Source organism: Actinomycetospora sp. NBC_00405 (assembly GCF_036044095.1).
Lineage (GTDB): Bacteria > Actinomycetota > Actinomycetes > Mycobacteriales > Pseudonocardiaceae > Actinomycetospora > Actinomycetospora callitridis.
In genome coordinates, this window is the sequence record NZ_CP107938.1 from 2,139,209 (window position 1) to 2,165,432 (window position 26,224).

Sequence of the window (26,224 nt, forward strand, 5' to 3'; positions counted from 1 at the left end):
GCCGTCAGACAGCTCCACAGCACTCCCGAGAGGTCCTCCCCTCAAGATCATTCAGACCGTGTCGTCACACGCACTCAACCAACGTGTCCGGTCAGTACACCTAGAAGCGGATGCCGTTCCAGGGCACGCCGGGCGCGGCGAAGAGCCGGGCGAGGCGGCCGGCGGCGCCGGGACTGTGCTCGGAGAGCCGCCCGGCCCGGGCGAGGACCCGGGGGTCGACGCCCCCGAGGTAGAGCGACCCGAGCGCCGCGGCGTCCATCTCGACGTCGGGCGTGTCGCTCGTGGCGGCCACGGTCGGGGTGACCGGGTCGGTCGTGTCGAGCGCCCAGTCGCCCGCCGCGTGGCGGTCGGGGTCGTGCACGCGCAGCACGATCCGGTCGGTGACGGGGTAGCGGCGGGCACCCAGCGCGGCCGGGACGTCGAGGACGCGCAGCCAGAGCATGTCGCGCGGCCCGCCGGGGCTCACCGCGCGGTGGTCCGTGAGCAGCCACGGGAGCGGTTCGTCGACCGAGGCGTTCGCCCACCCCACCTCCCCGACGAGGTCGAGCGAGCCCAGGTGCCGCCACAGCTCGCGGTAGGACTCCGGGGTCGTCGCCTGCAGGTCGTGGACGGCGAGCGTCGCCGAACCGGTGCCCCACCAGGACTCGGCGACGCCGTAGACGACGTAGCCGGCGGGCCGGCCTGTCGCGTCGGCCCAGGCGATCGCGGAGCGGGGCGAGCTGTCGTGGTCGCCGCCGGTGATCAGCGCGTGCCACGACGCGGCCGACCGGTCCATCGACCCCGGGTGCCGACGCCGGGCACGGTCCTGGATCGGCCCGGCGACCGACGCGAAGCCCGCCGGGTCGAGCGTCCGGAGGCGACCGGTGGGCCCCGCGTCCCGGAACCGGGCCGCGCGGGTGTCCAGCGTGAGCGACCGCGTCCAGGCCGCCAGCCCGAACCCGAAACGCTCGTAGAGCGAGCCCTGCGTGGACGTGAGCGCCGCGACCGGGGTGCCGGCGCGCACCGCCTCGGCGAGGTCGTCGACGAGCAGCGCCCGCAGCAGGCCACGGCGGCGGTGCGTGGCGCGGACGCCGATCGAGGAGATCGCGTCGGCGGCCACCTCGCCGCCCGGCACGGTCATCGCGGTGTCCCAGGAGCGCAGGGTGGCCACCGGGGACGTGTCGGCGGTCTCGTACACCCCGCGCAGGCGCTGCCCGGCGTACGACGCCGCCATCGTCGCGATCTCCTCGGGCCCCGGTCGGGGCCCCAGGAACGCCGCCATCATGGCCCGGATCCAGGTCGCGGTGTCCGCGTCCGGGGCGCCCTCCACGACCGAGGGCACGAGCCGGTGGACCTGCCAGGTCACGCCGGACCCACGGCAGGGCTCACGGGCGGGCGGTGGCCGCGAGCTGCCCGCAGGCGGCGGCGATCTCGCGGCCGCGGGTGTCGCGCACCGTGCACGCCACGCCGCCCTCGCGCACGCGCCGCAGGAACTCCGCCTGCACCGGCGCGGGGCTCGCGTCCCACTTGCTGCCCGGCGTCGGGTTGAGCGGGATGAGGTTGACGTGCACCAGCCGGCCGAGGTGCTTCGACGCCAGCTTGGCCAGCAGGTCGGCCCGCCACGGCTGGTCGTTGACGTCGCGGATCAGCGCGTACTCGATGGAGACGCGGCGCCCCGTGACGTCGGCGTAGTGCCGGGCGGCGGCGAACACGTCGGCCACCGGCCAGCGGGTGTTGACCGGCACCAGGGTGTCGCGCAGCTCGTCGTCCGGGGTGTGCAGCGACACCGCGAGGGTCACCTGCAGGTTCTCCTCGGCGAGGCGGTGGATCGCCGGCACCAGGCCCACCGTCGAGACGGTGACCGAGCGCTGCGAGAGCCCGAGCCCGGCGGGCGGGGCGTCGCAGAGGCGGTGCACGGCGTCGACGACGCGGCGGTAGTTCGCCAGCGGCTCGCCCATGCCCATGAAGACGACGTTCGACAGCCGGCTGAGGTTCGCGCCCAGCCCGCCCCCGCGCACGACGGCGGCCGCGGCGCGGACCTGCTCGACGATCTCGGCGGTCGACAGGTTGCGCTCCAGGCCGTTCTGGCCGGTGGCGCAGAACGGGCACGCCATGCCGCACCCGGCCTGGCTGGAGATGCAGACGGTGGCGCGGTCCGTGTAACCCATGAGCACGCTCTCGACGAGCGCCCCGTCGTTGGCGCGCCACAGCGTCTTGCGGGTGGTGCCGCCGTCGCAGTCCTGCTCCCAGGTGGGCGTGAGCAGCGAGGGCAGCAGCGCCGGCCCGAGCGTCTCGCGCGCCGCGGCGGGCAGGTCGGTCATCGTGGCCGGGTCACTCTCGAGGCGCGAGAAGTAGTGGCGCGAGAGCTGGTCGGCCCGGAAGGCCGGCATCCCCAGCTCGGCGACCGCGGCGCGGCGGCCCTCGGTGTCGAGGTCCGCGAGGTGCTGTGCGGGCCGGGTGCGGCGCGAGCCGCGCGGCGAGAGCGTGAGCACCGGCCCGGGTGCGCTCTCCTGATCCGGGGTCGCGGCGGGCTCGGTCATCGGTCCCTCAACATCTCCACGAGGCCCACGCGGTCGGCCGCGGAGAGCAGGATGACGACGCCCGCGAGCAGCCCGAGCAGGCCCTGCGAGACGAAGCCGCCGGCCGCCATCGTCGAGACCAGCGCCGAGAGCAGGCCCGCGCCGACGAGCAGGAAGCCCAGCCAGCGCGTCGGCCGCTGCCCGGTGGAGCGGCTGAGCAGCACGAACGCGGCGCCGGTGAGCAGCAGCGCCAGGCCCGGCAGGAGGTCCGAGGCGCTGAGCAGGCCCAGCACGATGGACGCGACGATCACGATGACGACCACGCCCGCGGCGAGGCGCAGGACCTCGGTGGAGCGCGAGGTGTCGAACGGGCGCGGCCCCCGGCGGCGGTTCTCCACCCCGATGCCGATGGCGACGGCGATGCCGATCGCGAGGATCAGCGTGCCGACCCCGTCGGCGCCGAGACCCAGGGTGCCCACCGCCAGCCAGACGAGCCCGGCCGCGATCTCGACGAGCACGGGGTCGACGCGGACGGCACGGCCGCCGCGTCGCGGCGGCGGAGAGCCCTGGAAGCCACGCCCGGGCGGACGAGGAGGGGGATACGCGGACACGACCTCCACGGTAACCCCGCCGACGCCCCCGCCCCGCGAGCGGCCCCACCGTGGTCAGCGCCCGGATCGACGCCGGATCTCGTCGACCACGGCCGGCAGCACCTCGTGCACGTCGCCGATCACCGCCCACGTCGCGCGGGTGACCATGGGCGCCTCGGGATCGGTGTTCACGGCGAGGATCGAGCGCGCGTTCATGCAGCCGACCCAGTGCTGGGTGGCGCCGCTGATCCCGCACGCGACGTAGAGGTCCGGGCTGATCCGGGTGCCGGTGAGCCCGACCTGGTCGGCGTGCGGGCGCCAGCCGTTGTTGGTGGCGACCCGCGAGCACCCGACCGCTCCGCCGACGAGACCGGCCAGCTCCTCGAGCACCGCGTAGCCCTCGGAGCTGCCGACCCCGCGCCCGCCGGCGACCACCACCGGCGCGGTGGTCAGCGTCATCCCGGTGGCGCGCTCCCGGCGCTCGACCAGCCGGGCCCGCGGCACCGAGGCCCGCAGCTCCGGGACGACGACGTGCACCGTCATCTCGTCGGCCGCGGCCGTCTCGCTCGGCGACGGGCTCCCGGGGTGCAGCGTGCACAGCCGGATCGGCGCGGTCAGGGCCGCGTCCTCGAGCAGGATCCCGCCCGCCCGTTCCCGGGTGACCTCCCAGGCGCCGTCGTCCCCGTCCGGCCCTGGGCGGATCTCCGTGCACGCCGTCGCCAGCGGCATCCCCAGCTCCGCGGCCGCCCACGCCATCGCCTCGGTGCTGCGGTCGGTGCTCGGGGCGAGCACGGCCGCGGGGCGCAGGTCGGCCACGAGCCCGGCGAGCGCCTCGCCCAGACAGGACGGCGACCCGTCGTCGAGCAGCTCGTGGGTCAGCAGGTGGAGACGCCCGACGCCCCGTTTGACGAGGTCGTCGGGGAGGTCCCCCGGCTCCCCCACCGCGACGGCCTCCACCGGGACGCCGAGGGACTCGGCGAGGTCCCGCGCGGCGGCGAGGACCTCGGCGGACCCCTCGGTCAGCGTCCCCTCGCCGTCCCTCTCGACCACGACCAGCACCATCAGCGCACCATCCCCAGCTCGGCGAGCACGTCCACGACCGCCGGCGCCGCCGCGGCCCCACGACCCAGCACGACGGTCTGCGCCCGCGCCTCGGGCCGGTGGCGCAGCCGCAGTGTCCGCAGGCCACCGGTCGCCCCGGGGCCGTCCAGGACGCGGATCGGCGCCTTCTTCGCCCGCAACCGGCCCTTGATCGTCGGGTAGCGGGGCAGGTTGAGCCCCTCGAGCACGGCGGCGACCGCGGGCAGCGGCGCCTCGTGCAGCTCCACCCCGTCGGGCGTCGCGCGGCGCAGCGTCACGGTCCCGCCGCCTGCGCCGTCCAGGTCGATCCCCTTCACCCCGCCGACGACGGGCCGCCGCAGCGCGCAGGCGACCCGGAACCCGACCTGCGCGTGCCCGGCGTCGGCCGAGGCCTCGCCGAACAGGACGAGGTCGTAGGGCGGCAGCTCGCCCAGCGCGCCCGTCACCGCCGCGGCGGTGGCCTCGGGGTCCGGGTCCGTCTCGGGGGTGTCGACCCGGACGGCGTGGTCGGCGCCCATCGACAGCGCGTAGCGCAGCTGCTCCTCGGTCTCGGGCGGCCCGACGGTGAGCACCCCCGCGGAGCCGCCGGTGCGCTCGGCGATGCGCACCGCCTCCTCGACCGCGCACTCCTCGTGCGGCCCGATGGTGAAGCCGAGGTGGCGGGTGTCGATCGCCGTCGCGTCGGCGGTCAGCAGGATCTCCGCGCCCACCGCCGGGACGCGCTTGACGCAGACCACGACGTCCATCCCGTCGTCACCTCATCCGCGTGTCGTCGGGATCGAACAGCGGCGTCCGGCCGGCCCGCGCGACCGTGACCGGGTACCGCTCCCCCAGGTACTCGACGAGCAGCCCGGTGCCCTCGACGGCGTGCCAGGGCGGCAGGTACGCCATCAGCAGGTACGTCCCGAGCGACGGCCCGGCGCCCGCGCTGGTGACGAACGACGGCCGGCCCCGGCGGTCGGTGATCCGCGCGCCGTCGGGCGTGAGGACCGGCTCGCCGCCCTGCGGGAAGCGTTGCGTGTCGTCGAGGGTCAGCGTGCACAGGGTCGCCTCGGGCTCGCCCTCGCGGGCCTTGGTGTACGCGGACTTACCGACGAAGTCCTGGGACTTCAGCCCGGGCAGGGCGAGCCCCGCCTCCACCGGGCCGTGCTCGGCGTCGAGCTCGTGGCCGACGAGCCGGTAGCCCTTCTCCATGCGCGCGGTGGTGCCGTAGACCCCGATGCCGGCGGGCACGAGGCCGTGCGGCGCGCCCGCCTCGGCGACCGCGTCCCACAGGCGCAGGCCGCACTCGGTGGGCGCGTGCAGCTCCCACCCGAGCTCGCCGACGTAGGACAGGCGCAGCGCGAGGACCGGGATCGAGCCGATCGTGATGGTGCGGCCGGTGGCGAACGGGAAGGCGGCGTCGGACACGTCGTCGTCGGTGACCGCGGCGAGGACGTCCCGGGCCCGCGGGCCCCAGAGCCCGAGGGTGCACACCGCCGAGGTCACGTCGGTCAGCGCCACCGACCCGTCGTCCGGCAGGTGGCGTCGGAACCACGCCAGGTCCCGAGCGCCGTCGGAGCCACCGGTCACCACCCGGAAGTGCCGGTCGCCGAGCCGCACGACGGTCAGGTCGCTGCGGAACCCGCCGTCCGGGCCGAGGACCGGCGTGTAGATCACCCGGCCGACGGGCCGGTCCATCTGCGCGACCGTGAGGTGCTGGACGTACGCGAGCGCCCCGGGGCCGCGGACGTCGAACTGGGAGAACGCGCTGAGGTCGATCATCGCGGCGCCCCGGCGCATCGCCAGGTGCTCGGCGTTGGTGATCGGCGACCACCAGCGCGCGTCCCACTCGTGCGGGCGGTCGGACACGCCGAGCTCCGCCACCAGCGGCGCGTTCGACGCGTACCACTGCGGGCGCTCCCAGCCCGCCACCTCGAAGAACTCCGCGCCCAGGGCCACCTCGCGCTCGTGGAAGGGCGAGCGGCGCACCCCGCGGTCGGAGCTCCACTGCTCGCGCGGGTGCGTGATCCCGTAGGTCTTGTTGAAGCCCTCGGACGCGCGGGCGCGCACGTGGTGGCGGGTGCGCTCGTGCGGGGCGAAGCGGGCGATGTCGGAGGCGGCCGCGTCGATCTCCGGGGCGCCCTCGGTCATCCACTCGGCGATCAGCCGTCCGACACCGGGGCCCTCCTTGATCCACACCGCGGCGGCGGACCAGAGGCCGCGCACCTCCGGGGTCTCCCCCAGCAGCGGGTGCCCGTCGGGCGTGAGGGAGAGCAGCCCGTTGATGGCGTGCCGGATGCCGGCGTCGGGGCGGTCGAGGACGGGGTGGAACAGCTCGAGCGCCGCTTCCATCTGCGGGTCGAAGTCGTCGGGGGTGAACGGCAGCTGTGTCGGCGAGAGCGCCGCGGCGGCCAGCGACGGGATGTCCCCGGGCTCGCAGAGGATCGGGCGGTGGGCGTACGACCCGATCTCCAGGTCGGCGCCGCTCTGGCGCTCGTACATCAACGGGTCCATGTCGCGCACGATCGGGAACGCGATCTCCCGCCCGGTGGCCGCGAGCTCGGCGATCGGGCCGACGTCGATCATCTGGTGGACCGCGGGCGTGAGCGGGATCGCCGCCCCCGCCAGCGCCGCGATGCGCGGGCTCCACACCCCGCACGCGACGACGACGTACTCGGTGTCGACGTCGCCGCGGTCGGTGCGGACCCGGGTCACGCGCCCGTCCTCGGTGTCGACGGCCAGCACCTCGGTCATCGCCGACACGGTGAGCGCGCCCGCGGCCGTGGCCCGCTCGCGCATCAGCTCGCCGGCCCGCAGCGGGTCCACGACCGCCACCGACGGCGTCCAGAACCCCCGGAGCACGACCGTGGGGTCGAGGAACGGGACCTTCTCCGCCACCTCGGCCGCCGTGATCAGCTCCGCGTCGATGCCCCACGCGTGCGCCGACGACATGCGCCGGTGCAGCTCCTGGACGCGCTCCGGGGTGCGGGCGACCTCGATGCCGCCGCACGTCGTCAGCGTCCCGAGCTCGGCGTACTGCCGCGACGAGTCCGCGGTGAGCTGCGTGATCTCGCGCGAGTGGTCGACGGGGAACACGAAGTTCGACGCGTGGCCGGTGGAGCCACCCGGGTCGGGCAGCGGCCCCTTGTCCACCAGCAGGATGTCGCGCCACCCCAGCCGCGCGAGGTGGTGCACCACGGAGTTGCCGACGATGCCGGCCCCGATCACGACGACCTGGGCACGGTCAGGGAACGGTGTCACGGCGGGTCCTTCCCAGCGTGGTGTCCAGCCTCAGGCGGCCGCGCGGCGGGCCTCGGTCAGCCAGCGCACGGTCGGCTCGATCTGGTTGAACGTGAAGACGTGCAGCCCCGCGAGGTCGCTCCCGCCGGCGGCGAGGGCCTCGACGAGCTCGTCGGGACGGTGCGAGCGCGACCGCAGCAGGGAGCCCGCGGTCCCGCGGTGCGAGCGGGCGAAACGCACGGCGTCGGCGACGCCGATGCGGACGCTGACGCGCACCAGGCGGGCGGCGTCGACGACGCCCGGGACGCCCGCGATCACGGGCAGGCGGATCCCCCGCCCGCGGGCCTCGTCGACGAACGCCCCGACGAGATCGGCGTCGAAACACAGCTGCGTGACGGTGTAGTCGGCGTGCTGCGCCTTGGCCGCCAGGTCGGTCCAGAGGACGTCGGTGGCGATCCGGTGGTGGCCGTCCGGGTACGACGGCACGCCCACGCGGGGCGGCCGCCGTCCCAGGTCCTCCATCGCCCGGAGCACCGCGAGCCCGTCGGGGAACTCCCCGGCCGGCTCCCGGGCGTCGCCGCCCACGACGAACACGTCGCGGACGCCGACCCCGGCGAGCCGGTCGAGGTAGCCAGCGAGCTCGCCGCGGTCGCGCAGGCTGCGCGCCGCGAGGTGCGGCACCGGGGCGAACCCCAGGCCGGCGAGCCCCTCGGCGACCGCCACCGTCGCGTCGGGGCCCCGGCTCGGCGAGGCGATGACGGCCACGGTCGCGCCCGTGGGGAGGTCGGCGGCCGCCCCGAGCACGCCCGCCACCGGCGCCACCTCGTAGCGAGGGCGGTCGAGCAGCGCGGCGAGGGTTCCCGGCTCCACGGCGACCCCCGCTCAGCCCTTGGGGGTCTGCTTGCGCGGGTCGACGAAGGGCTTCTCGACCACGACGGCCTCGCGGACGTCACGCCCCAACCTGGAGGTCGGCTCCCCTATCGGCGTGCTGTGTCGGTTGTCCCCCGCGCCGGCGTCCACCACCAGCGTCGTCCCCAGCGGCGTGCACGGCGTGGCGACCATGGCCAGCCCGATGTTGCGCTCGAGCCGCGGCGACCAGCAGGCGCTGGTCACCGAGCCGACCACGGCCCCCGTCCCGTCCCGCACGGTGAACGGCTCGATCATCGAGCCGTCGTTGAACGTGCCCAGCTGCGCCCCGCCGATCTCCACACCGACCAGCGAGCGGTCCAGGCCCCGCTGCTTGGCCCGGATCAGGGCGTCCTTGCCGACGAAGTCGGCCTCCTGGTCGAGGTCGACCATCCACGTGTAGTCGTAGCCGACCTCGAGCGGGTTGGTGTCGAGGGTGATGTCGCAGCCGTAGGCGAGCATGCCGCCCTCGATGCGCCGGATGTGGCACGGCCCGATCGGGCGCAGGCCGTGCGGCCGGCCCGCCTCCCACACCCTGTCCCAGAGCTTCCCCGCGTCGCGGGTGGCGTGGTGCAGGTAGATCTCGTACCCGATCTCCGCGCTGTAGCCGGTGCGACTGATGACGACCTCCATGTCGTCCAGCACGGCGTGGCGCAGGTGGTAGTACGGCATCTCGGCGACGTCGGCGCCGAAGAGGTCGGTGACCAGGGCCTTGGCCTTCGGGCCCTGGACCTGCACGGGAGCGACGTCGATCTCCCGGACCGACACGTCCCAGCCGCCCGCGTGGGCCAGCCCCGTCGCCCAGAGCCCGACGTCGGAGTCGGCGAGCGAGAGCCAGAAGCGGTTCTCCTCGACACGCAGCAGCACCGGGTCGTTGATGATCCCGCCGTCGGGGGCGGTGATGAACACGTACTTGCACTGCCCGACCGCGCACTTCGTCAGGTCGCGGGGCACGAGCATGTTGGTGAACGCGAAGGCGTCCGGCCCGGTGATCTCGATCTGGCGCTCGACGCCGACGTCCCAGAGGGTGACGTCCTCGAGCAGCGCCCAGTACTCGGCGACCGGGTCGCCGTAGTGCCGGGGGTGGTAGGTGTGGTTGTAGACGCTGTACATCGCCACGCCGTGCGCCCGTGACTTCCAGAAGTAGGGCGACTTCCGCAGGCGGGGATAGAGCAGGACCGCCGGATCGGTGACCACCGTCGAGGCTGGTGCCGGCGCGATGTCGACCGTGGCCCGGCTGGGCAGGACGTCCGTCATCGGCACTCCACTTCATCGTGCGTCCGGGGGGCACCTCCACTGAACCGCTCGGACGAGGTTGCGAGATACGCAACGGGTTGTCGTTGACGCAACGAGTCTGCGTCCGTGACCGAGATCACGTCAAGAGGTCGGAGGAGCTGATATATCCGGACGCGCGTCAGGGCCGCAGGAGCCCGTCCGGCTCGCGACGGGTGTGCACGCGATAGCCCACCGAGAGGGCGAGCCCGGGGGTGCCGTCGATGGCCCGGGCGGCGACCGACGGGGTGAACTCGATGCGCAGGACGTCGGCGAGCGTCGTGCGGTCCGGGAAGCGCCACTCCGTGTCGACGCGGCGCACGGCGAAGCCCTCACCGGCGAAGAAGCGCTCGGCGGCCGCGGGGTCGTAGCGGGGCGCCGACGCGCGCATCCACGCGCCGTAGGAGTGGCGGGTGGCGTCGAGGTCGACGATCACGAGCACGCCACCGGGCCGGAGGACGCGGGACGCCTCGGCGAGCCCCGGCTCGCAGCCGGGGCCGAAGAAGTAGGCGGTGCGCGCGTGGACGACGTCGGCGGAGTCGTCGTCCAGCGGCAGGGCGGCGGCGCTCCCCTGCTCGACCCGGCACGCGGGGTCCTCGGTCACGCGCTCGCGGGCCCGCGCCACGAGCGGGGCGTGCGGCTCCACGCCGACCACGGTGCGGGCGCGCTCGGCGAAGCGCAGCAGGTGGTAGCCGTCGCCGCATCCGACGTCGACGACGTCCGCGCCGTCGTGCGGAGCCAGCTCGCACACCGCGTCCCACAGCGCGCCCGTGGCGTCCTGCGCGGCGTTCTCGCGTTCGTAGACCTCGGGCCAGCGCCAGATGTTGGGGGACTCGACGACGTCCCCCAAGCGGTAGCGCGTCACGTCCCCGGGAGGGGGACGAGCACGAGCAGCAGCAGCCACGCGACCGGCGCCGAGGTGACCAGGGAGTCCAGGCGCTCCATGAGACCGCCGTGGCCCGGCAGCACCGAGCCCATGTCCTTGATGCCGAGGTCGCGCTTGATGAGCGACTCCACCAGGTCGCCCGTGACCGCCGTCGCGACGAGCAGGGGGCCGACGATCAGGCCGAACCACCACGGGGCGTCGAGCAGCAGCGCGATCGAGAGGCACGCGCCGGTGGACCCGGCGATGATCGAGCCCGCGAAGCCCTCCCAGGACTTCTTCGGGCTCACCTTCGGCGCCATCGGGTGCTTGCCGATCAGCGCGCCCAGGGCGTAGCCGCCCGTGTCGGAGCAGATGACGACGATGAGGAAGACCAGCACGCGCGCGGCGCCGTCGGCGGGGACGACGAGCATCGTCGCGAACGCCATGCAGAGCGGGATCCAGCAGAGCACGAGCATCGAGGCGCCGACGTCACGGACGAACCCGCCCGCACCGAGGCGCATGCGCCACAGGAAGCAGCCGATCACCGTGACGAGCAGGGCGCCGAGGATGCCCTCGGTGTCGAACGGCCAGGCCAGCCAGATCATCGCCTGGCCCCCGATCAGCACCGGGACGCGCGAGAGGCGGATGCCTGCGCCGCGGTGCAGGGCGCCGAAGAGCTCCCAGGTGCCGATGACGGCCGAGACCGCGACGATCGCGATCCACGCCTGCCGCACGGTGAGCAGCGCGACGAGGATGACCGCACCCATCGCGAGCCCGACCCCGATGGCCACCGGCAGGTTCCGGCCGGCCTTCGAACCGCGCTTCGGGGCGTCCTGGGGCCGGGCGTCCCGGGACTGGGAGTTCTCCGGTCCGGCGTCCTCCGGCTGGGCTTCCTCCGGCTGGGCGTCGTCCGGCGGGGCGGCGGCCGGGGTCGCGTCCGCCGGGGAGGCCGGGGACTCGGTGGGGGCGGGCCGTCGGGGCCGCGACGCGGAGGAGGGCACGTCAGACCTCGAGGAGCTCGGCTTCCTTGTTCTTCACCAGGTCGTCCACCGCCGCGACGTAGCGGGACGTCACGGTCTCGAGCTCCTTCTCCGCCCGCCCGGTCTCGTCCTCGCCGGCCTCGCCGTCCTTGACGATGCGCTGCAGCTCGGTCATCGCCGTGCGGCGCACGCTGCGGATGGAGACCTTGGCGTCCTCACCCTTGCTGCGCGCGACCTTGACCATGTCCTTGCGCCGCTCCTCGGAGAGCTGCGGGAACACGACGCGGATGATCTGGCCGTCGTTGCTGGGGTTCACGCCGAGGTCGGAGTCGCGGATCGCGCGCTCCATGCTCTGCAGCTGGCTGGCGTCGTAGGGCTTGATGACGGCCATCCGGGCCTCGGGGACCTGCACCGAGGCGAGCTGGTTGAGCGGCGTCCACGCGCCGTAGTACTCGACCTGGATGCGGTTGAACATCGCCGGGCTGGCCCGGCCGGTGCGCACACCGCCCAGGTCGTCCTTGGCGACGCTGACCGCCTTCTCCATCTTCTCCTCGGCGTCGAGGAGCGTCTCGTCGATCATGTGGGCTCTCCTCAGGGACCGGAGGGGGTGTGGACCAGCGTCCCGATCCTCTCACCCCGCACCGCACGGGCGATGTTCCCCTCGACGAGCAGGTTGAACACCATGATCGGCATGTTGTTGTCCATGCAGAGGCTGAAGGCGGTGGCGTCGGCGACCTTCAGGCCCTTCTCCAGCACCTCGCGGTGGGAGATCTCGTGGAACATCGTCGCCGTGGGGTCGGTCTTCGGGTCGGCGGTGAACACGCCGTCCACGCCCTTGGCCAGCAGCACGACCTCGCACTCGATCTCGAGGGCACGCTGCGCCGCGGTGGTGTCGGTCGAGAAGTAGGGCATGCCCACGCCGGCGCCGAAGATGACGACGCGGCCCTTCTCGAGGTGGCGCATCGCGCGCCGGGGGATGTAGGACTCGGCGACCTGGCCCATCGTGATGGCCGTCTGCACCCGGGTGTCGATGTGGTGCTCGCGCTCGAGGAAGTCCTGCAGGGCCAGGCAGTTCATGACCGTGCCGAGCATTCCCATGTAGTCGGCACGCTGGCGCTGCATCCCGTAGCGGTGCAGCTCCTCGCCGCGGAAGAAGTTGCCGCCGCCGATGACGACGGCGATCTCGACGCCGGAGGCCACGACGTCGGCGATCTGGCGGGCGACGGTCCGCACGACCACGGGGTCGACGCCGACGGCGCCGCCGCCGAACATCTCACCGCCGAGCTTGAGCAGGACCCGGCGATGACCGGGGCGGGCCTCCGGCTCGGCGTCGGACACGGTCTGGGGACTCGCCACGCTCTCCTCCACCACGGGTTCCGGCGGTGCCGCCGTCACGGCGCCGGCGCCCGGTCACCCGGGCACCGGCGCCGTGAGCGGTTCGTCAGGGCTGGCCGACCTCGAAGCGCGCGAAGGTGCGGACGTCGACGCCCGCCTCCTCCAGCACCTTGCCGACCGACTTCTTGTCCACCGACACCGAGTCCTGCTCGAGGAGCACGGTGTCCTTGTAGTAGCCGTTGAGGCGACCCTCGACGATCTTCTCGAGGATCTTCTCGGGCTTGCCCTCCTCGCGGGCGGTGGCCTCGGCGATGCGGCGCTCGTTCTCCACCACGTCGCTCGGGACCTCGTCACGCGTGGTGTAGAGCGGGCGCGCCGCCGCGACCTGCATGGCCGCGCCGCGGGCCGCCTCCGACGCCTCGTCGCCGTCGCCCGTGTAGGCGACGACCACGCCGATGGCCGGGGGCAGGTCCGAGGACCGCCGGTGCAGGTACGTCGCGGTGGGGCCGTCGAGCACGGCCACACGACGCAGCTCGAGCTTCTCGCCGATGCGCGCCGAGAGCTCCTGGACCTTCTCGTCGACCGTGCCCTGCCCGAGGGTGGCGGCCTTGAGGGACTCCAGGTCCTTGGTGCCGTTCTCGAGCGCGGCACCGAGGATGTCCTCGGCGAGCTGTACGAAGTCGGCGTTCTTGGCCACGAAGTCGGTCTCGGAGTTGAGCTCGATCATCGCGCCGTCACGGGCCGCCACGATGCCGTTGGCGGTGGTGCGGCCGGCCCGCTTGCCCACGTCCTTCGCGCCCTTGATGCGCAGCGCCTCGACGGCCGCATCGAGGTCGCCCTCGGACTGCTCGAGTGCCTTCTTGCAGTCCATCATCCCGGACCCGGTGAGGTCCCGGAGCTTCTTCACGTCCGCAGCGGTGTAGTTCGCCATGGTGCGGCTCTCGTCCGTCCTCGTCGTCGTTTGTCGTGTCGCCTGCGGGGCGTGTCAGCCCTGCGGCGTGCCGTTGACCTGACCGGCCTCCGGCGCCGCGGCGATCGCGTTGTCGTCGCTCTCCGAGTTGGCGTCGACCGTGCCGGCCGTCCGCTCGGGGCGGCTCACCGGCGTGGTGTCGTCCCCGGCGGCCTCGGCGGTGGCCTCGGCCTCGGGCGTGGCGACCGGCGAGTCGCCGGGCGCGTCGACCGCGGAGCTGGTGCTGCCCTGCTCCAGGCCGGTCGGCGCGCTCGCGCCGTCTCCGCCGGACGCCATGAGCTCCTGCTCCCACTCGGCCAGCGGCTCGTCCTCGCCGCGCTCGCCGTCGCCGCCACCGTTGCGCTGGCCGCGGGCCTGGAGGCCGTCGGCGCAGGCCTGCGCGACCACGCGGGTCAACAGGGCCGCCGAGCGGATCGCGTCGTCGTTGCCCGGGATCGGGTAGTCGACCTCGTCGGGGTCGCAGTTGGTGTCGAGGATGGCGACGACCGGGATGTTGAGCTTCCGGGCCTCACCGACCGCGATGTGCTCCTTCTTGGTGTCGACCACCCACACCGCGCTGGGCACGCGGCCCATGTCGCGGATACCGCCCAGGGTCTTCTCGAGCTTGTCGTGCTCGCGGGTGAGCATGAGGATCTCCTTCTTGGTGCGACCCTCGAAGCCCCCGCTCTGCTCCATGGCCTCCAGCTCCTTGAGCCGCTGGAGACGCTTGTGCACGGTCTGGAAGTTGGTGAGCATGCCGCCCAGCCAGCGCTGGTTGACGAACGGCATGCCGACGCGCCGCGCCTGCTCGTCGATGGCCTCCTGGGCCTGCTTCTTCGTGCCGACGAAGAGCACCGTGCCGCCGTGGGCGACGGTCTGCTTCACGAACTCGTAGGCGCGATCGACGTAGGACAGCGTCTGCTGCAGGTCGATGATGTAGATGCCGTTGCGCTCCGTGAAGATGAAGCGGCGCATCTTGGGGTTCCAGCGGCGGGTCTGGTGTCCGAAGTGGACACCGGAGTCCAGCAGCTGGCGCATCGTGACGACGGCCATGCGGTGGAACTACCTCTCTCGGTGGCCCGACACGTACTCGGGCCCGGCGGTTGCTGCGGCGGTCCCGGGTCGGGCCGCCGCCCTGGTGTCCTCATGACCGATCCGGAACCCGCCTGCGGCGGGACCGCCCGGATGCGGCTCTGGCAGCGCCTGGGCGTGCGGGCGCTTGAGAGGACACGCGAAGTCGGCCCGATCTGCTCCCCGCGGACGAGGAGAAGAGGGACCGCTGGTCACGAGTCTACTCCCGGCCCACCCGCGCCCTCCTGCAGTGGGTGCACGTCCCGTGCAAGCCCTGCGTCCACGCTGGCACTGGGTGCGCGGAAATCCGCTTCCTCGCGCGCCGCGGGAGCCGGGACGGGGTCCGCTGCGTCGAACACCGTGTGACGACGTCCCTCGTGCTCCGCGTGCTGGCCCTGTCCGTGCTGGCGGCTGCGCTCCTGGCCACCGGCTCCCCCGCGGCCGGCGCACCCGCTCCCCCGCCGGTCGTGCCGGTCGGGGCCTACGGCTGGCCGCTGGCGGGGGTGGACGGCGACGGCGCGCCCGCCCGCGCCGGCGTACCGGGCGCCGCGACGCGCCTGTTCGACCCGCCGCCGCACTACTACGGACGCGGGCACCGGGGCGCCGACCTCGCCGGGCGTCCCGGGCTCCCGGTGCTCGCCGCCGGCGACGGTGTCGTCGTCCACGCCGCCCGCCTGGCCGGGCGCGGCGTCGTGTCCGTGCAGCACGGCGACGGCCTGCGCACGACCTACGAGCCGCTCACCGTCACCGTCGCGCCGGGCACGCCGGTGCGACGCGGCGACTCGCTCGGCGTCCTCGACCCCGGGCACCGCGGCTGCCCCGTCGCGGCGTGCCTGCACTGGGGCCTGCGCCGCCCGTCGACCACCGGCGCGGTGGGCGCCCTCGAGTACCTCGACCCCCTGCTGCTCCTCGGCCTCGGGCGCGTGCGGCTGCTGCCGACCGACCCGTGAGGCGCTCAGGCGTGCTGCAGCTCCGCGAGACGCCCGCGCAGTCGCATGACGGCGCGCGTGTGCAGCTGGCACACGCGGGACTCGGTGACGCCGAGGACCCGCCCGATCTCGGCGAGCGTGAGGTTCTCGAAGTAGTAGAGGCCCACCACCGTGCGGTCGCGCTCGGCGAGCTGCCCGACCGCCTCGGCGAGCAGGCGCCGCGTCTCGCGGTCCTCCATCGCGGCGAGGGGGTCCTCGGCGTCGGTGTCGGGCAGCGAGTCGGCCAGCGACGGCGCGGACCCGCCGTCGCCCCCGCCGGCCCGCCCGGCGGCGACGAGCTCGTCGAGCGCGGCCACGCTGGTCATCGCGATCTGCCCGAACGTCGAGCGCAGGTCCTCGGTCGAGGTGTCGAGCTCCTGGGCGAGCTCGGAGTCGCTGCAGGACCGCTGCTCGCGGCCCTCGAGGCGCTCGATCGCCCGCTCGATCTCCCGGGCCCGCGAGCGCACCGAACGCGGCACCCAGTCCTGGGAGCGGAGCTCGTCGAGGATCGCGCCGCGGATGCGCTGCATCGCGTAGACCTCGAACTTGCGCCCGCGGTCGGGCTCGAAGCGCTCGATGGCGTCGACCAGCCCGAAGATCCCGCACTGGATGAGGTCGGCGACGTCGACGTGGGACGGCAGGCCGGTGCCCACCCGCCCCGCGACGTACTTGACCAGCGGCGCGTAGTGCAGCACCAGCCGGTCCTTGGTCGACTTGCGCGGGTCGGCCTCGAACGCCGCCCAGAGCTCGGCGATGCCGGCCTCGACCAGCGCCTCCTCGTCGGGCGCGCCGGCCGCGACGCGTCCGAGCGTGGCGGGGAGGGCGTGCGCGGCGGCCTGCGGGGCGTCGCGCGACCCGTCGGCGGGTGCGGGCACCGGCGCGAGCGCGGTGGCGCCGTCGGTCACCGGGCCCCGGGGCTCGCGTCGGGGTGCCCGGCGCGGGGTGCGGGCCGCCACGCCGGCGGCACGGACGGCGGCGTCGGAGTCGATGCCCGGCAGGGCCGGCAGCGGGCCGGTGGGCGGGGCCTCCGTGGTCGCCACCGACGCGCCGTCGCGCCGCGGCTCAGGCGCGGGGGTGGGCGGTGTCATGGATGGCCCTCAGTCGCTCGGCGGACACGTGGGTGTAGAGCTGGGTCGTCGCGGGCGACGCATGACCCAGCAGTTCCTGAACGCTCCTCAGATCCGCTCCCCCCTCGAGCAAGTGCGTGGCCGCCGAGTGCCGGAGACCGTGCGGCGCGATGTCGGGTGCCCCCGGCACCGCCCCCGCCGCGTCGTGCACGACCGTGCGCGCGATGCGCGGGTCGAGTCGTCCCCCGCGGGCGCCGAGCAGCAGCGCCGGCGGGGAGGTCGGGACCGCGAGCGCGGGCCGGCCGTCACGCCGCCAGGCGTCGAGGGCCGCGGCCGCGGGCACGCCGTAGACGACGGTCCGCTCCTTGCCCCCCTTGCCCAGGACGCGCAGTGTGCGACGGCCGTCGTCGACGTCGTCGACGTCGAGGCCGCAGAGCTCGGAGACGCGCACGCCGGTGGCGTAGAGCAGCTCGAGCAGCAGGTGGTCGCGCAGCGCCACCGGGTCGCCCTCCGCCGCCCCGGACGCCGCGGCGCGCAGGGCGTCGGCCGCCTGGTCGGCGCGCAGCACCTCGGGCAGCCGTCGGTGCGCGCGCGGCGAGGCGAGGCGGGCGCCGGCGTCGGTGGGCGCCCGCCCGGTGCGCACCGCCCACGCCGTGAACGTGCGGGCCGCCGCCGCGCGCCGCGCCAGCGTGGTGCGGCTCGCGCCGCGCGTCCGGCCCGCGGCGAGCCAGGAGCGCAGCCCGGGGAGGTCGAGACCGGTGAGGTCGAGCGGGGTGCCCCCCGCGGCGTCGGGCCCGTGGACCTGCACGCGGAGGTGGTCGAGCAGCGTGGTGACGTCGCCCAGGTAGGCCCGGACGGTGTGCGGGGAGAGCGCTCGCTCGTAGCGCAGGTGCGCCTCGTACGCCTCGAGGTGTGCAGCGGCGGGCACGGCCGGAGCCTCGACCGCCGATCCACCGACACGAGGCTCGGGAACCACCGACCGATCGTCACCGGCGGCGTCCATCGGGGTCCGACGCGCGGGGCCCGACGCGCCGTCGGCGTCCGTCTCGGTGAACGCGGAGCGTGACGACGTGACCGGGTCGAAGGGCAACCCACGAGAGCGCCCTCGACCGGGTGACCGGCGCGGCCCAGAGGGGCCTCCGGTGGAGTCGTCGGAAGAGAACGTGCCGGTCATCGCGGTGAAGACTCTCGATACGACAGGCCACGGTCAAGCACCGACGCGTGTCGTGCGGTGACCGAGGGCCACCATCGAGGAGCGGTTCCATTCGTCGCGCTCTGCAACCGTTCGTCGCTCTGTGCCTGTTCACCCGGGTCGACTCCTCGGTCGTCGACCGCCTCCGCCGAGCAGTCGGCGCCCCGGAGATCATTCGAGCGGGTGATGAGACCCGGGAGATCCGCGCGCTGACCTTGGGCCGGACGTACCGCTGGGCGCGCCGTCCGGACCGGCCCGCGTGCGGCGACCCGGAGGAGCGCGGGGCCCGACCGTTGGTCGGGGCCGGTGCGCCACCCGGTGGAGGGTCGGGGTGTCCCCCACAGGACCCCCAGGCCGCGGGGCCCTCAGCAGGGTCGTCAGCCGGGTCGTCAGCCGGGTCGCCGACGCCATCGCCCGTTCTCCTCGACGACGAGCCCCCGCGCCGCGAGCACCCACAGATGACCGACGACCTCCGCGGGATCCACGCCGCTGTCCTGGGCGAGGCGTTCCGGGGTGCGGGCCGCGCGCAGCGGCAGGGCCTCGCGCACGCGCAGGGCACCGGCGTCGAGACCGTCGGTCGGGCGGTGCGGCGTCGCCGGCGGCGGAGCCAGGGCCTCCCCCACGGGCCCCACCTCCTCGAGGACGTGCGCGGCCCGGCCGGCGACCGACACCGCCGGGCGCCGGGCGAGCTCGTGGCACCCGAGGGACAGCGCCGAGGTGACCGGCCCCGGCACCACCATGACGGCCCGTCCCAGCGCCTCGGCCACGAGCGCCGTGCGCATCGCCCCGGAGCGGGCGGCCGCCTCGACGACGAGGGTGCCGGCGCTCAGGGCCGCGACCAGGCGATTGCGGACGAGGAAGCGGTGCCGCGCGGGCGTTGCCCCCGGCGGGTACTCGGTGAGCACCAGGCCGGTGCGCGCGATGTGGTCGATCAGGGTGGCGTGGGTGGGCGGGTAGGACCGGTCGAGGCCGCACGCCAGGACCGCCACCGTCCGCCCGCCGACGGCGAGGGCCCCACGGTGCGCGGCGCCGTCCACCCCGAGCGCGGCCCCCGAGACCACCGTGACCCCGCGGTCGGCGAGCTCCGCCGACCAGTCGCGCGCGACCCACAGGCCGTACTCGCTGGCCGCACGGGCCCCGACCATGCCGACCCAGCTCCGGGGCGCGTCGTCGAGACGCCGCGGGCCGCACGCCCACAACGCCAGGGGCACCGCCAGCCCGTCGCGCACGGGCGCGCCCTCGAGCCCGACCGTCCCGTCCGGACCGGCGGCCACCCCGAGGCCCGCGAGCGCCGCCGCGGGCCACTCCGGGTCCTCGGGGACGATCAGCCGCCCGCCACGGGCGGCGAGCAGCGCGAGGTCGGCCGCGGCGCGGTCGGTGCCCCGCCGGGCCGCGGTCTCGGCGGCCACCGCCGAGGGCAGCGCGTGGGGGCCGTGCGCGGTGCCCTCGCGGACCAGCTGCGCCGCGTCGACCGGCCCGACCGCCTCGACGAGGGCGCCGAGGGCCGGTGCGGGCGGCTCCGCGACCCGGGACAGGTACGCGCGGGCCCGCAGGACCTCGGGCGGCACCGGGGAGACCACCGCGGCGTCCGTCGCCGTCGTCGTGCTCATGCGACGGCCCACCCGCCCGGCTCGCCGTCGGGGTCGTTCACGAAGCCCTTGAACCCGATCGCCTCGACGACGTCGGACATCTCCGGCCCGGCTGCGCCGCGCAGGTCGCTGATCGTCCAGGCGACCCGGAGCGCGCGGTCCGCCCCGCGGGCGGTCATCGCCCCGGAGCGCAGCTGGCGCTCGAGGACCGCGGTGGCGTCGTGCGGGAGCCGCCCGCGCCGGCGCAGCTCGGGCCCGGGCACCTCGGCGTTGGTGGGCCACCCCGCGTCGCGCCACCGTTCGCGGGCCGCCGCCCGGGCCGCGAGGACCCGCGCCCGGACGGCCGCGGTGTCCTCCGGGACCTCCTCGAGCCCCTCGGTGGGCCCGCCGGCCCAGGACAGCCCCTCGACGGCCCGCAACGACACCCGCAGGTCGACGCGGTCGAGCATGGGGCCCGACAGGCGCGCCACGTAGCGGCGCTTGGTGAGGCTCGAGCAGGTGCAGTCGGTGTCCCGGGGCGGGGCGCACGGGCACGGGTTGGCCGCCATCACCAGCTGGAAGCGGGCGGGATAGCGGACGACGCCGTCGGTGCGCGCCAGGCGGACCTCGCCGTCCTCGAGCGGGGTGCGCAGCATCTCCAGCACGTGCGGGGCGAACTCGTAGATCTCGTCCAGGAACAGGACGCCGCGGTGGGCCAGCGACACCGCGCCCGGCCGCGCCAGGCCGCTGCCCCCGCCGACGAGTGCGGCCGACGAGACCGAGTGGTGCGGGGCGACGAAGGGCGGCGCGGCGGGCAGGGCCTCCTGGGGATCGAGCGCCCCCGCGAGCGAGCGCACCGCCGCCACCTGGAGCGCGGCGTCCACGTCGAGGTCCGGCAGGAGCCCCGTCATCCGGCGCGCCAGCATCGTCTTGCCCGAGCCGGGCGGACCGACCATGAGCAGGTGGTGGCCCCCGGCCGCCGCGATCTCCACCGCACGGCGGGCCGCGAGCTGCCCGACGACGTCGGCGAGGTCGTCCGAGGGGGCCCCGCCGCGGGGACGCGCGCCGGCCCGGACCGCGCCGAGCGTCCCGGGCTTACCGCGCAGCCAGGCCAGCACGTCGGACAGGTGCTCGGCCCCGAACACCTCCAGGCCCTCCACGAGGCCTGCCTCGACGGCCGCGGCCGCCGGCACCACCACGCGCTCCACCCCGAGGCGCCGGGCCGCGAGCAGGGCCGGCAGGACCCCGCGCACGCCGCGCACCCGCCCGTCGAGCGCCAGCTCGCCGAGCAGCACCACTCCGCGCAGCCGGGCGAGCGGCACCGCGCCCGCCGCCGCGAGCACCGAGCAGGCCAGCGCCAGGTCGTACCCGCTGCCCTGCTTCGGCAGGGTCGCCGGGGACAGGGCCAGCGTGATGCGCCGCGCCGGCCACGTCTCCCCGGAGTTCACGACCGCCGCGCGCACGCGGTCGCGTGACTCCGCCAGCGCCGCGTCCGGGAGCCCCACCAGCGACACCCCGGGCAGGCCCTGGCCGATGTCGGCCTCGATCTCGACGACCTCGCCGTCGACCCCGCGCAGCCCGATCGACCACGCGCACGCGAGCGCCACGTCAGAACGCCCCCTCGTAGTGCTCGAGCTGGGGCGCCGCGCCCGGGGCCAGGAGGACCGCGACGACGTCGAAGCGCACCTCGGCGAACCCGGAGCCGCCGGCGGCGTGCCTCTCGGCCAGCCAGCGCTGCGCGAGGCGCCGGATGCGGGCGGCCTTGGCGTGCGTCACCGCCTCGGCCGTGCCGTAGCCCGTGCCCGAGCGCGTCTTCACCTCGGCGACGACGAGGCGGTCACCCGTCGCGGCGACGACGTCGAGCTCGCCCTCGCGGCAGCGCCAGTTGCGGTCGAGCACGACCAGCCCGCGGGCCACGAGGTGGTCGGCCGCGAGATCCTCCCCGCGCCGTCCCAGCGTCTCCCGCTCCGGTCTCCCGCGCGTGGTGGCCATGGCCGGCTCCCTCGTCCACGCCGTCCGGGCGCTCCGGCGGCGGGATCGAGAGTGCGGGGCGCGACCGTCCGGGCGGGAGCCTCGGCGTCGCGCCTGGGGACGACCGGCGGGGGTGTGGACGGAGCGCTGCGGTGCTGAGGCCGGTCAGCGCCCGGGCGGAGCAGCGTCAGCCGCTGAACGGCCCCTCGTCGAGGCGGAGGTCGGGCTTCTCCAGCTCCTCGACGTTGACGTCCTTGAACGTCACCACGCGCACGTTCTTGACGAAGCGCGCGGGCCGGTACATGTCCCAGACCCAGGCGTCGGACATCGTGACCTCGAAGTACACCTCGCCGTCGGCGTTGCGCACCGCGACGTCGACCGTGTTCGCCAGGTAGAAGCGGCGCTCGGTCTCCACGACGTACGAGAACTGCGCGACGATGTCGCGGTACTCGCGGTAGAGCGAGAGCTCCATGTCGGTCTCGTACTTCTCGAGATCCTCTGCGCTCATCGCGGCTCTCCCCCCTCCGGCATGGCCTCGTCCACGACGTCCGTCTCGTCGAGCCCGCCCGGCCCGCTGTCGAACTCCACGAGCTCGTCGGCCTCCCCGTTCTCGGCGGACGCCTCGTCCACGGTCACGGCTCCATTGTGTCGCACGCCGCCCGGGCGTCCGCCCGGGCTCCGGCCCCGCGCGGCAGCGGCGACGTTGACGAAGCTGAACCGGTGGTCGTCGCTGGGCCCGTGCTCCGCCAGCGCTGCGCTGTGCGTCGGCGTGCAGTAGCCCTTGTGCAGGTCGAAGCGGTACTCCGGACGGCGCTCGTGGAGGTCGGCCATCAGCCGGTCCCGCGTCACCTTGGCCAGGACCGAGGCCGCCGCCACGCACGCGGCCGCGAGGTCACCCTTGGGCACGGCGAGCGCGGGCACGCCGAAACCGGAGACGGGGAATCCGTCGGTGAGCACGTAGCCGGGCCGCGTCTCGAGCCGGGCCACGGCCCGGCGCATCCCGTCGATGTTGGCGACGTGGACGCCCCGGCGGTCCACCTCCGGCGGGTCGATGAGCACCACGTGCCAGTCGACGGCGCGCCGCTCGATCACCCGGGCGAAGTGCTCGCGCTCCTCGTGGGTCAGGAGCTTCGAGTCGGTGAGCCCCTCGAACTTCCGCGCGTCGCCGGGACGCAGGATGCACGCGGCCACCGCCAGCGGGCCGGCGCAGGCACCACGCCCGGCCTCGTCGACCCCGACGACCGGCCCGAGACCGTGACGCTCGAGCGCCGACTGCAGCGCCCAGCTCTCGGTGCTGCGGCGCACGATCGCGCGGGGCGGCTGCACACCGGTCCGCGGGGGGAGCGCCACCCGCCGGCGGGCGGGACGCCGGCCGGTGCCCGCGGCGCGTCGGCGGCCCGCGTCGTACCCCGCGGTCACCGGTCCGGGAGGCGGGGCGGTGTCGCCCGTCCCGGGGCGTCGAGGGGTGGATCGTCGGCATCGCCCTGTCGGTAGCGCGACCGCAGCCGACGGGACACCCACACCAGCGGGACCGCGCCGAGCACCCCGGCCGCCAGAGGGGCTCCGGACGTCCAGGTCGGGGCGCCGAGGGCGGAGACCTGGGCCTGTGGATCGGTGTCCGGCACGCCGCCCCAGCGGCCGACGGGCAGGACGATCACGCGGGCCTTGCCGATGACGTCGGTGACGCCGATCGGGCCGTGCACTCGGGCGTCCGCCGAGTTGTTGCGGTTGTCGCCCATGACCCACAGCTGCCCCTGGGGCACCTGCACGGGCGCGAAGTCGGCCTGGGTGCGGCCGAGGTTCGGCTGGTAGTAGATGTACGGCTCGTCGAGCGGCTGCCCGTCGACGGTGACGCGGTTCTGCGGGTCGCAGCAGGCCACGGTCTGACCGCCGGTGGCGACGACGCGCTTGACGAAGTCCTTCTCGTCCGGCGGGGCCAGCCCGACCAGCGAGAGCCCGCTCTGCAGCCCCCGGACGAGGACGTTCTCGGAGCGCTGGCCATCGCCGCCCCCGGACTCGCCGTTGTCGCCCCAGGTCGGCGGCCCGCGGAACACGACGACGTCGCCGGGCGACGGCTCGGAGAAGCGGTAGGTGATCTTGTCGACGGCGACGCGGTCGTTGTTGCAGCCGTTGCAGCCGTGCAGCGTGCGTTCCATCGACGCCGACGGGATGACGTAGATGCGGGCCAGGAAGGTCTGGATGACGAACGTCAGCACCACCGCGACGACGATCAGCAGCGGCAGCTCGCGCCAGAACGAGCCCTTGCGCTTGGGCTTCTTGCCCTTCTTGCCGCCGGTGTCCGCGCCGCGGCGGCCGGGGCCGCTGCCGGCGCCGTCGTCGCCGTCCTCGGGCTCGTCGCCGTCGCGACCGGGGCCCGTCCCCGCGCGGCGGTGCCGGCCGGGACTGGCGCCCGCGCCGCGGGTGACCTCCGTCGTCGCCGTCGAGTTGCCCGTGTCGCGCGATGACGGGCGGGGCGGGCGGGAGGCGAAGCCGTCGGCACCCGCGAGGCCGGTGTCGGCGCCCGCGAGGCCGCTGTCGGACGGCGACGACGTGGTCGGCGCGCTCTCCGAGGGTGCGGACGGCGCGGGCTCCGCGCTCGGCGACGGCACACCCGGGGACGGGGCGGGCGGGGCGGGCGCGGGCCGGGGCGCGCCGGGGGGCGGCGACACCGGGCGGGCGCCGAAGCCGGGGGGCGGCGGCCCTCCCGCGGAGGGCCCCGGCGGGCCCGCGGGGCGAGCGTCAGGGGGCGGCGTGCCGTACGGCGCCTGCGGGGGCGACGAGCCCCAGGAGGGGCCTGCCGGCCCCGGGGGCAGGGGCGCGCCCTGATCGGGAGCCCCGTTCGACCCGTGGCCGTAGGTCCCGTTCCCGTACGAACCGCTCCCGTACGCCCCGTTGCCGGACGAGCCGTTGCCGTAGGTCCCGAACCCGTGCGTGCCGTTGCCGTACGCGCCGTTCCCGTTCGCCACCGGCGGGCCGAGGGCGTCGCCGTTGCCGGAGGAGTTGCCGTACCCATAGGACACCGACGACCCGTTGCCGCCGTAACCGGGGTAGCCCTCCGGCCGGGGGCCGAGCCCGTCGGCGCCGGAGAACCCGGAGGGAGCACCGGAGAAGCCGGAGGGACCCGACACGTAGCTGTCCGACCCGCTCCACCCCGAGGAGCCGTAGGGCGCCTGGACGCCGGATCCGGACGACGCGGGCGGCGCCGGGACGTCGCCGTACGGGTCTTCGTGGTCGGCGGGGTCGTCACGCCCGGCGTGCCGTCCGGCACGGGTCGTCTCGCCACCCGTGCCGGTGTTCCGGTACGGCGGGAGGGAGGGCTCCTGGGGGCGCACGCGACTCAGGTTAGGAGACCGAGGCGGCCGGCTCAGCCGGCCGGCGTCGTCTCGCGCTTCTCGCGGATCTTCGCAGCCTTGCCCCGGAGATCACGGAGGTAGTAGAGCTTCGCCCGGCGGACGTCACCGCGGGTGACGACCTCGATGTGATCGATGTTCGGGGTGTGCACCGGGAAGGTGCGCTCCACCCCGACGCCGAAGGAGACCTTGCGGACGGTGAACGTCTCGCGCAGCCCGCCGCCGTGACGGCGGATGACGACACCCTGGAAGACCTGTACACGAGAGCGTGAACCCTCGATGACCCGGACGTGCACCTTCACGGTGTCCCCGGCGCGGAAGTCCGGGATGTCGGAGCGCAGCGACTTGGCGTCGAGTTCGTCCAGGGCGTTCATCGTCAGCGTCCTCGCGGTCGTCTCACAGGCGGGCGCCGGAACCCGTGGGGCGGGTGTCCGTGCAGCCGAGGTGGATCGGTTCTCGGGCCGACGGCCGGCGGCTCACCGACCTCGATCAGGTCGTGCGCCGTCCGTGGCAACCTCCCCAGTCTGCCATGCGGCTGGTCGCGCGCCGTGGACCGGGTCGTAGCCGCAGGCCGTCAGGACCTCGCGGTCCCGCGCGTCGAACGCCGCGGCCCCGTCGCGGGCCAGCAGCGCGTCGAGCAGATCGGGTCGCGTCGCCGCCGTGCGCTCGAGCGAGCGGTCGCGGCGCCACCGGGCCACGGCGCCGTGGTCGCCGCTGCGCAGCACCGGCGGGATCGGGAGGTCGCGCCACGTCTCGGGGCGGGTGTAGGCGGGAGCCTCGAGGAGGCCGCCAGTACCTTCCGCGAAACTGTCGAGCTCCGCCGACGCCGGGTTGCCGAGCACGCCGGGCACCAGCCGGGACACGGCCTCGACGACGACCAGGGCCGCGACCTCGCCGCCGGCGAGCACGTAGTCGCCCAGCGAGACCTCCTCGACGGGCATCCGCCGGGCGGCGTCGGTGAGCACGCGGGCGTCGATCCCCTCGTAGCGGCCACAGGCGATGACGAGCCACGGCTCGGTGGCCCACCCGGCGGCGCGGCGCTGGCTCAGGGGCTCGCCCGCCGGGGTCGGCACGAGCAGCCGGGGCACGCCGTCACCGGAGGAGCCGGAGGTCGTGACCTCGTCGAGCGCCGCCCCCCACACCGGCGCGGTCATCAGCATCCCCGGCCCCCCGCCGTACGGGGAGTCGTCGACGGCCTGGTGCACGCCCGTGGCCCACCGGCGCAGGTCGTGCACCCGGACGTCGAGACGGCCCGCACGGCGCGCCCGACCGACGAGCGCCTCGTCGAGCGGGGCGAGGTAGCCCGGGAAGATCGTGACGACGTCGATGCGCATCGGGCA

Annotated in this window: 23 protein-coding genes and 2 pseudogenes; 1 reads left to right on the plus strand and 24 read right to left on the minus strand. The window is 75.1% G+C overall.

What is annotated here, in order from left to right; all coding sequences use genetic code 11:
- Nucleotides 1-100: 100 nt before the first annotated feature.
- The 14 genes and pseudogenes from OG774_RS10570 to rpsB all read right to left on the minus strand — a co-directional run.
- On the minus strand, nucleotides 101-1,345 hold the full coding sequence (locus OG774_RS10570; RefSeq protein WP_328309196.1) for a GNAT family N-acetyltransferase: 1,245 nt from the start codon (nucleotides 1,343-1,345) through the stop codon (nucleotides 101-103).
- Between the two features lie 19 nt (nucleotides 1,346-1,364).
- On the minus strand, nucleotides 1,365-2,519 hold the full coding sequence (gene rlmN, locus OG774_RS10575) for a 23S rRNA (adenine(2503)-C(2))-methyltransferase RlmN (RefSeq protein ID WP_328309198.1): 1,155 nt from the start codon (nucleotides 2,517-2,519) through the stop codon (nucleotides 1,365-1,367).
- Complete coding sequence (locus tag OG774_RS10580) at nucleotides 2,516-3,109, minus strand: hypothetical protein (RefSeq protein WP_328309200.1); 594 nt, start codon at nucleotides 3,107-3,109, stop codon at nucleotides 2,516-2,518. The genes rlmN and OG774_RS10580 overlap by 4 nt, the downstream gene beginning before the upstream one ends.
- 54 nt (nucleotides 3,110-3,163) lie before the next feature.
- Nucleotides 3,164-4,150 carry an electron transfer flavoprotein subunit alpha/FixB family protein gene (locus OG774_RS10585; RefSeq protein ID WP_328309202.1) on the minus strand — a complete coding sequence of 329 codons (987 nt, stop codon included), beginning with the start codon at nucleotides 4,148-4,150 and terminating at the stop codon, nucleotides 3,164-3,166.
- Nucleotides 4,150-4,914: an electron transfer flavoprotein subunit beta/FixA family protein gene (locus tag OG774_RS10590; protein WP_328309204.1), complete on the minus strand. Its 765-nt coding sequence runs from the start codon at nucleotides 4,912-4,914 to the stop codon at nucleotides 4,150-4,152. The genes OG774_RS10585 and OG774_RS10590 overlap by 1 nt, the downstream gene beginning before the upstream one ends.
- A 7-nt stretch (nucleotides 4,915-4,921) precedes the next feature.
- Nucleotides 4,922-7,411, minus strand: coding sequence for a GcvT family protein (locus OG774_RS10595; RefSeq protein ID WP_328309206.1), 2,490 nt, complete (start codon nucleotides 7,409-7,411; stop codon nucleotides 4,922-4,924).
- 30 nt (nucleotides 7,412-7,441) lie between these two features.
- On the minus strand, nucleotides 7,442-8,260 hold the full coding sequence (locus tag OG774_RS10600) for a methylenetetrahydrofolate reductase (RefSeq protein WP_328309208.1): 819 nt from the start codon (nucleotides 8,258-8,260) through the stop codon (nucleotides 7,442-7,444).
- 12 nt (nucleotides 8,261-8,272) lie between these two features.
- Nucleotides 8,273-9,553, minus strand: coding sequence for a glycine cleavage T C-terminal barrel domain-containing protein (locus OG774_RS10605; protein ID WP_328309210.1), 1,281 nt, complete (start codon nucleotides 9,551-9,553; stop codon nucleotides 8,273-8,275).
- 157 nt (nucleotides 9,554-9,710) lie between these two features.
- Nucleotides 9,711-10,433, minus strand: coding sequence for a class I SAM-dependent methyltransferase (locus tag OG774_RS10610; protein ID WP_328309212.1), 723 nt, complete (start codon nucleotides 10,431-10,433; stop codon nucleotides 9,711-9,713).
- Nucleotides 10,430-11,434, minus strand: a complete 1,005-nt coding sequence (locus tag OG774_RS10615; RefSeq protein ID WP_328309214.1) for a phosphatidate cytidylyltransferase — start codon at nucleotides 11,432-11,434, stop codon at nucleotides 10,430-10,432. Before OG774_RS10615 ends, OG774_RS10610 begins: the two co-directional genes overlap by 4 nt.
- A 1-nt stretch (nucleotide 11,435) precedes the next feature.
- Nucleotides 11,436-11,993, minus strand: a complete 558-nt coding sequence (gene frr / locus OG774_RS10620) for a ribosome recycling factor (protein WP_328309215.1) — start codon at nucleotides 11,991-11,993, stop codon at nucleotides 11,436-11,438.
- 11 nt (nucleotides 11,994-12,004) lie between these two features.
- Nucleotides 12,005-12,751, minus strand: a complete 747-nt coding sequence (pyrH, locus tag OG774_RS10625; RefSeq protein WP_328310896.1) for a UMP kinase — start codon at nucleotides 12,749-12,751, stop codon at nucleotides 12,005-12,007.
- A gap of 103 nt (nucleotides 12,752-12,854) precedes the next feature.
- Nucleotides 12,855-13,679, minus strand: a complete 825-nt coding sequence (tsf, locus tag OG774_RS10630) for a translation elongation factor Ts (RefSeq protein WP_328309217.1) — start codon at nucleotides 13,677-13,679, stop codon at nucleotides 12,855-12,857.
- 279 nt (nucleotides 13,680-13,958) lie between these two features.
- Nucleotides 13,959-14,750 (minus strand): annotated as a pseudogene (gene rpsB / locus OG774_RS10635) (30S ribosomal protein S2); the annotation flags it as partial.
- Between the two features lie 380 nt (nucleotides 14,751-15,130).
- On the opposite strand from rpsB, the gene OG774_RS10640 reads away from it, so the two are divergent.
- On the plus strand, nucleotides 15,131-15,718 hold the full coding sequence (locus OG774_RS10640) for a M23 family metallopeptidase (protein WP_328309220.1): 588 nt from the start codon (nucleotides 15,131-15,133) through the stop codon (nucleotides 15,716-15,718).
- 5 nt (nucleotides 15,719-15,723) lie between these two features.
- On the opposite strand, the gene OG774_RS10645 is transcribed toward OG774_RS10640, so the two are convergent.
- The 10 genes and pseudogenes from OG774_RS10645 to trmD form a co-directional block, all read right to left on the minus strand.
- Complete coding sequence (locus OG774_RS10645) at nucleotides 15,724-16,776, minus strand: FliA/WhiG family RNA polymerase sigma factor (RefSeq protein ID WP_442873971.1); 1,053 nt, start codon at nucleotides 16,774-16,776, stop codon at nucleotides 15,724-15,726.
- A gap of 22 nt (nucleotides 16,777-16,798) precedes the next feature.
- Nucleotides 16,799-17,731 (minus strand): tyrosine-type recombinase/integrase, encoded by a 933-nt coding sequence (locus OG774_RS10650; RefSeq protein ID WP_328309222.1) that lies wholly within the window; start codon nucleotides 17,729-17,731, stop codon nucleotides 16,799-16,801.
- A gap of 653 nt (nucleotides 17,732-18,384) precedes the next feature.
- Nucleotides 18,385-19,605: a DNA-processing protein DprA gene (dprA, locus tag OG774_RS10655; RefSeq protein ID WP_328309224.1), complete on the minus strand. Its 1,221-nt coding sequence runs from the start codon at nucleotides 19,603-19,605 to the stop codon at nucleotides 18,385-18,387.
- Nucleotides 19,602-21,170 carry a YifB family Mg chelatase-like AAA ATPase gene (locus OG774_RS10660; protein WP_328309226.1) on the minus strand — a complete coding sequence of 523 codons (1,569 nt, stop codon included), beginning with the start codon at nucleotides 21,168-21,170 and terminating at the stop codon, nucleotides 19,602-19,604. Before OG774_RS10660 ends, dprA begins: the two co-directional genes overlap by 4 nt.
- 1 nt (nucleotide 21,171) lies before the next feature.
- A complete protein-coding gene (locus OG774_RS10665; RefSeq protein ID WP_328309228.1) occupies nucleotides 21,172-21,555 on the minus strand; it encodes a YraN family protein in 384 nt (127 codons plus the stop codon).
- Nucleotides 21,556-21,721: 166 nt separating this feature from the next.
- Nucleotides 21,722-22,042, minus strand: a complete 321-nt coding sequence (locus OG774_RS10670; RefSeq protein ID WP_274189066.1) for a DUF2469 domain-containing protein — start codon at nucleotides 22,040-22,042, stop codon at nucleotides 21,722-21,724.
- Complete coding sequence (locus OG774_RS10675) at nucleotides 22,039-22,860, minus strand: ribonuclease HII (protein ID WP_328310900.1); 822 nt, start codon at nucleotides 22,858-22,860, stop codon at nucleotides 22,039-22,041. Before OG774_RS10675 ends, OG774_RS10670 begins: the two co-directional genes overlap by 4 nt.
- Before the next feature lie 89 nt (nucleotides 22,861-22,949).
- A pseudogene (gene lepB / locus OG774_RS29815) lies at nucleotides 22,950-23,891 on the minus strand (signal peptidase I); the annotation flags it as partial.
- Nucleotides 23,892-24,898: 1,007 nt separating this feature from the next.
- The gene (rplS, locus tag OG774_RS10685) at nucleotides 24,899-25,258 is read right to left on the minus strand and encodes a 50S ribosomal protein L19 (protein ID WP_274193403.1); all 360 of its coding nucleotides are present in this window, start codon (nucleotides 25,256-25,258) and stop codon (nucleotides 24,899-24,901) included.
- A 102-nt stretch (nucleotides 25,259-25,360) separates the two neighbouring features.
- Nucleotides 25,361-26,218: a tRNA (guanosine(37)-N1)-methyltransferase TrmD gene (trmD, locus tag OG774_RS10690; protein ID WP_328309232.1), complete on the minus strand. Its 858-nt coding sequence runs from the start codon at nucleotides 26,216-26,218 to the stop codon at nucleotides 25,361-25,363.
- Between the last annotated feature and the right edge of the window lie 6 nt (nucleotides 26,219-26,224).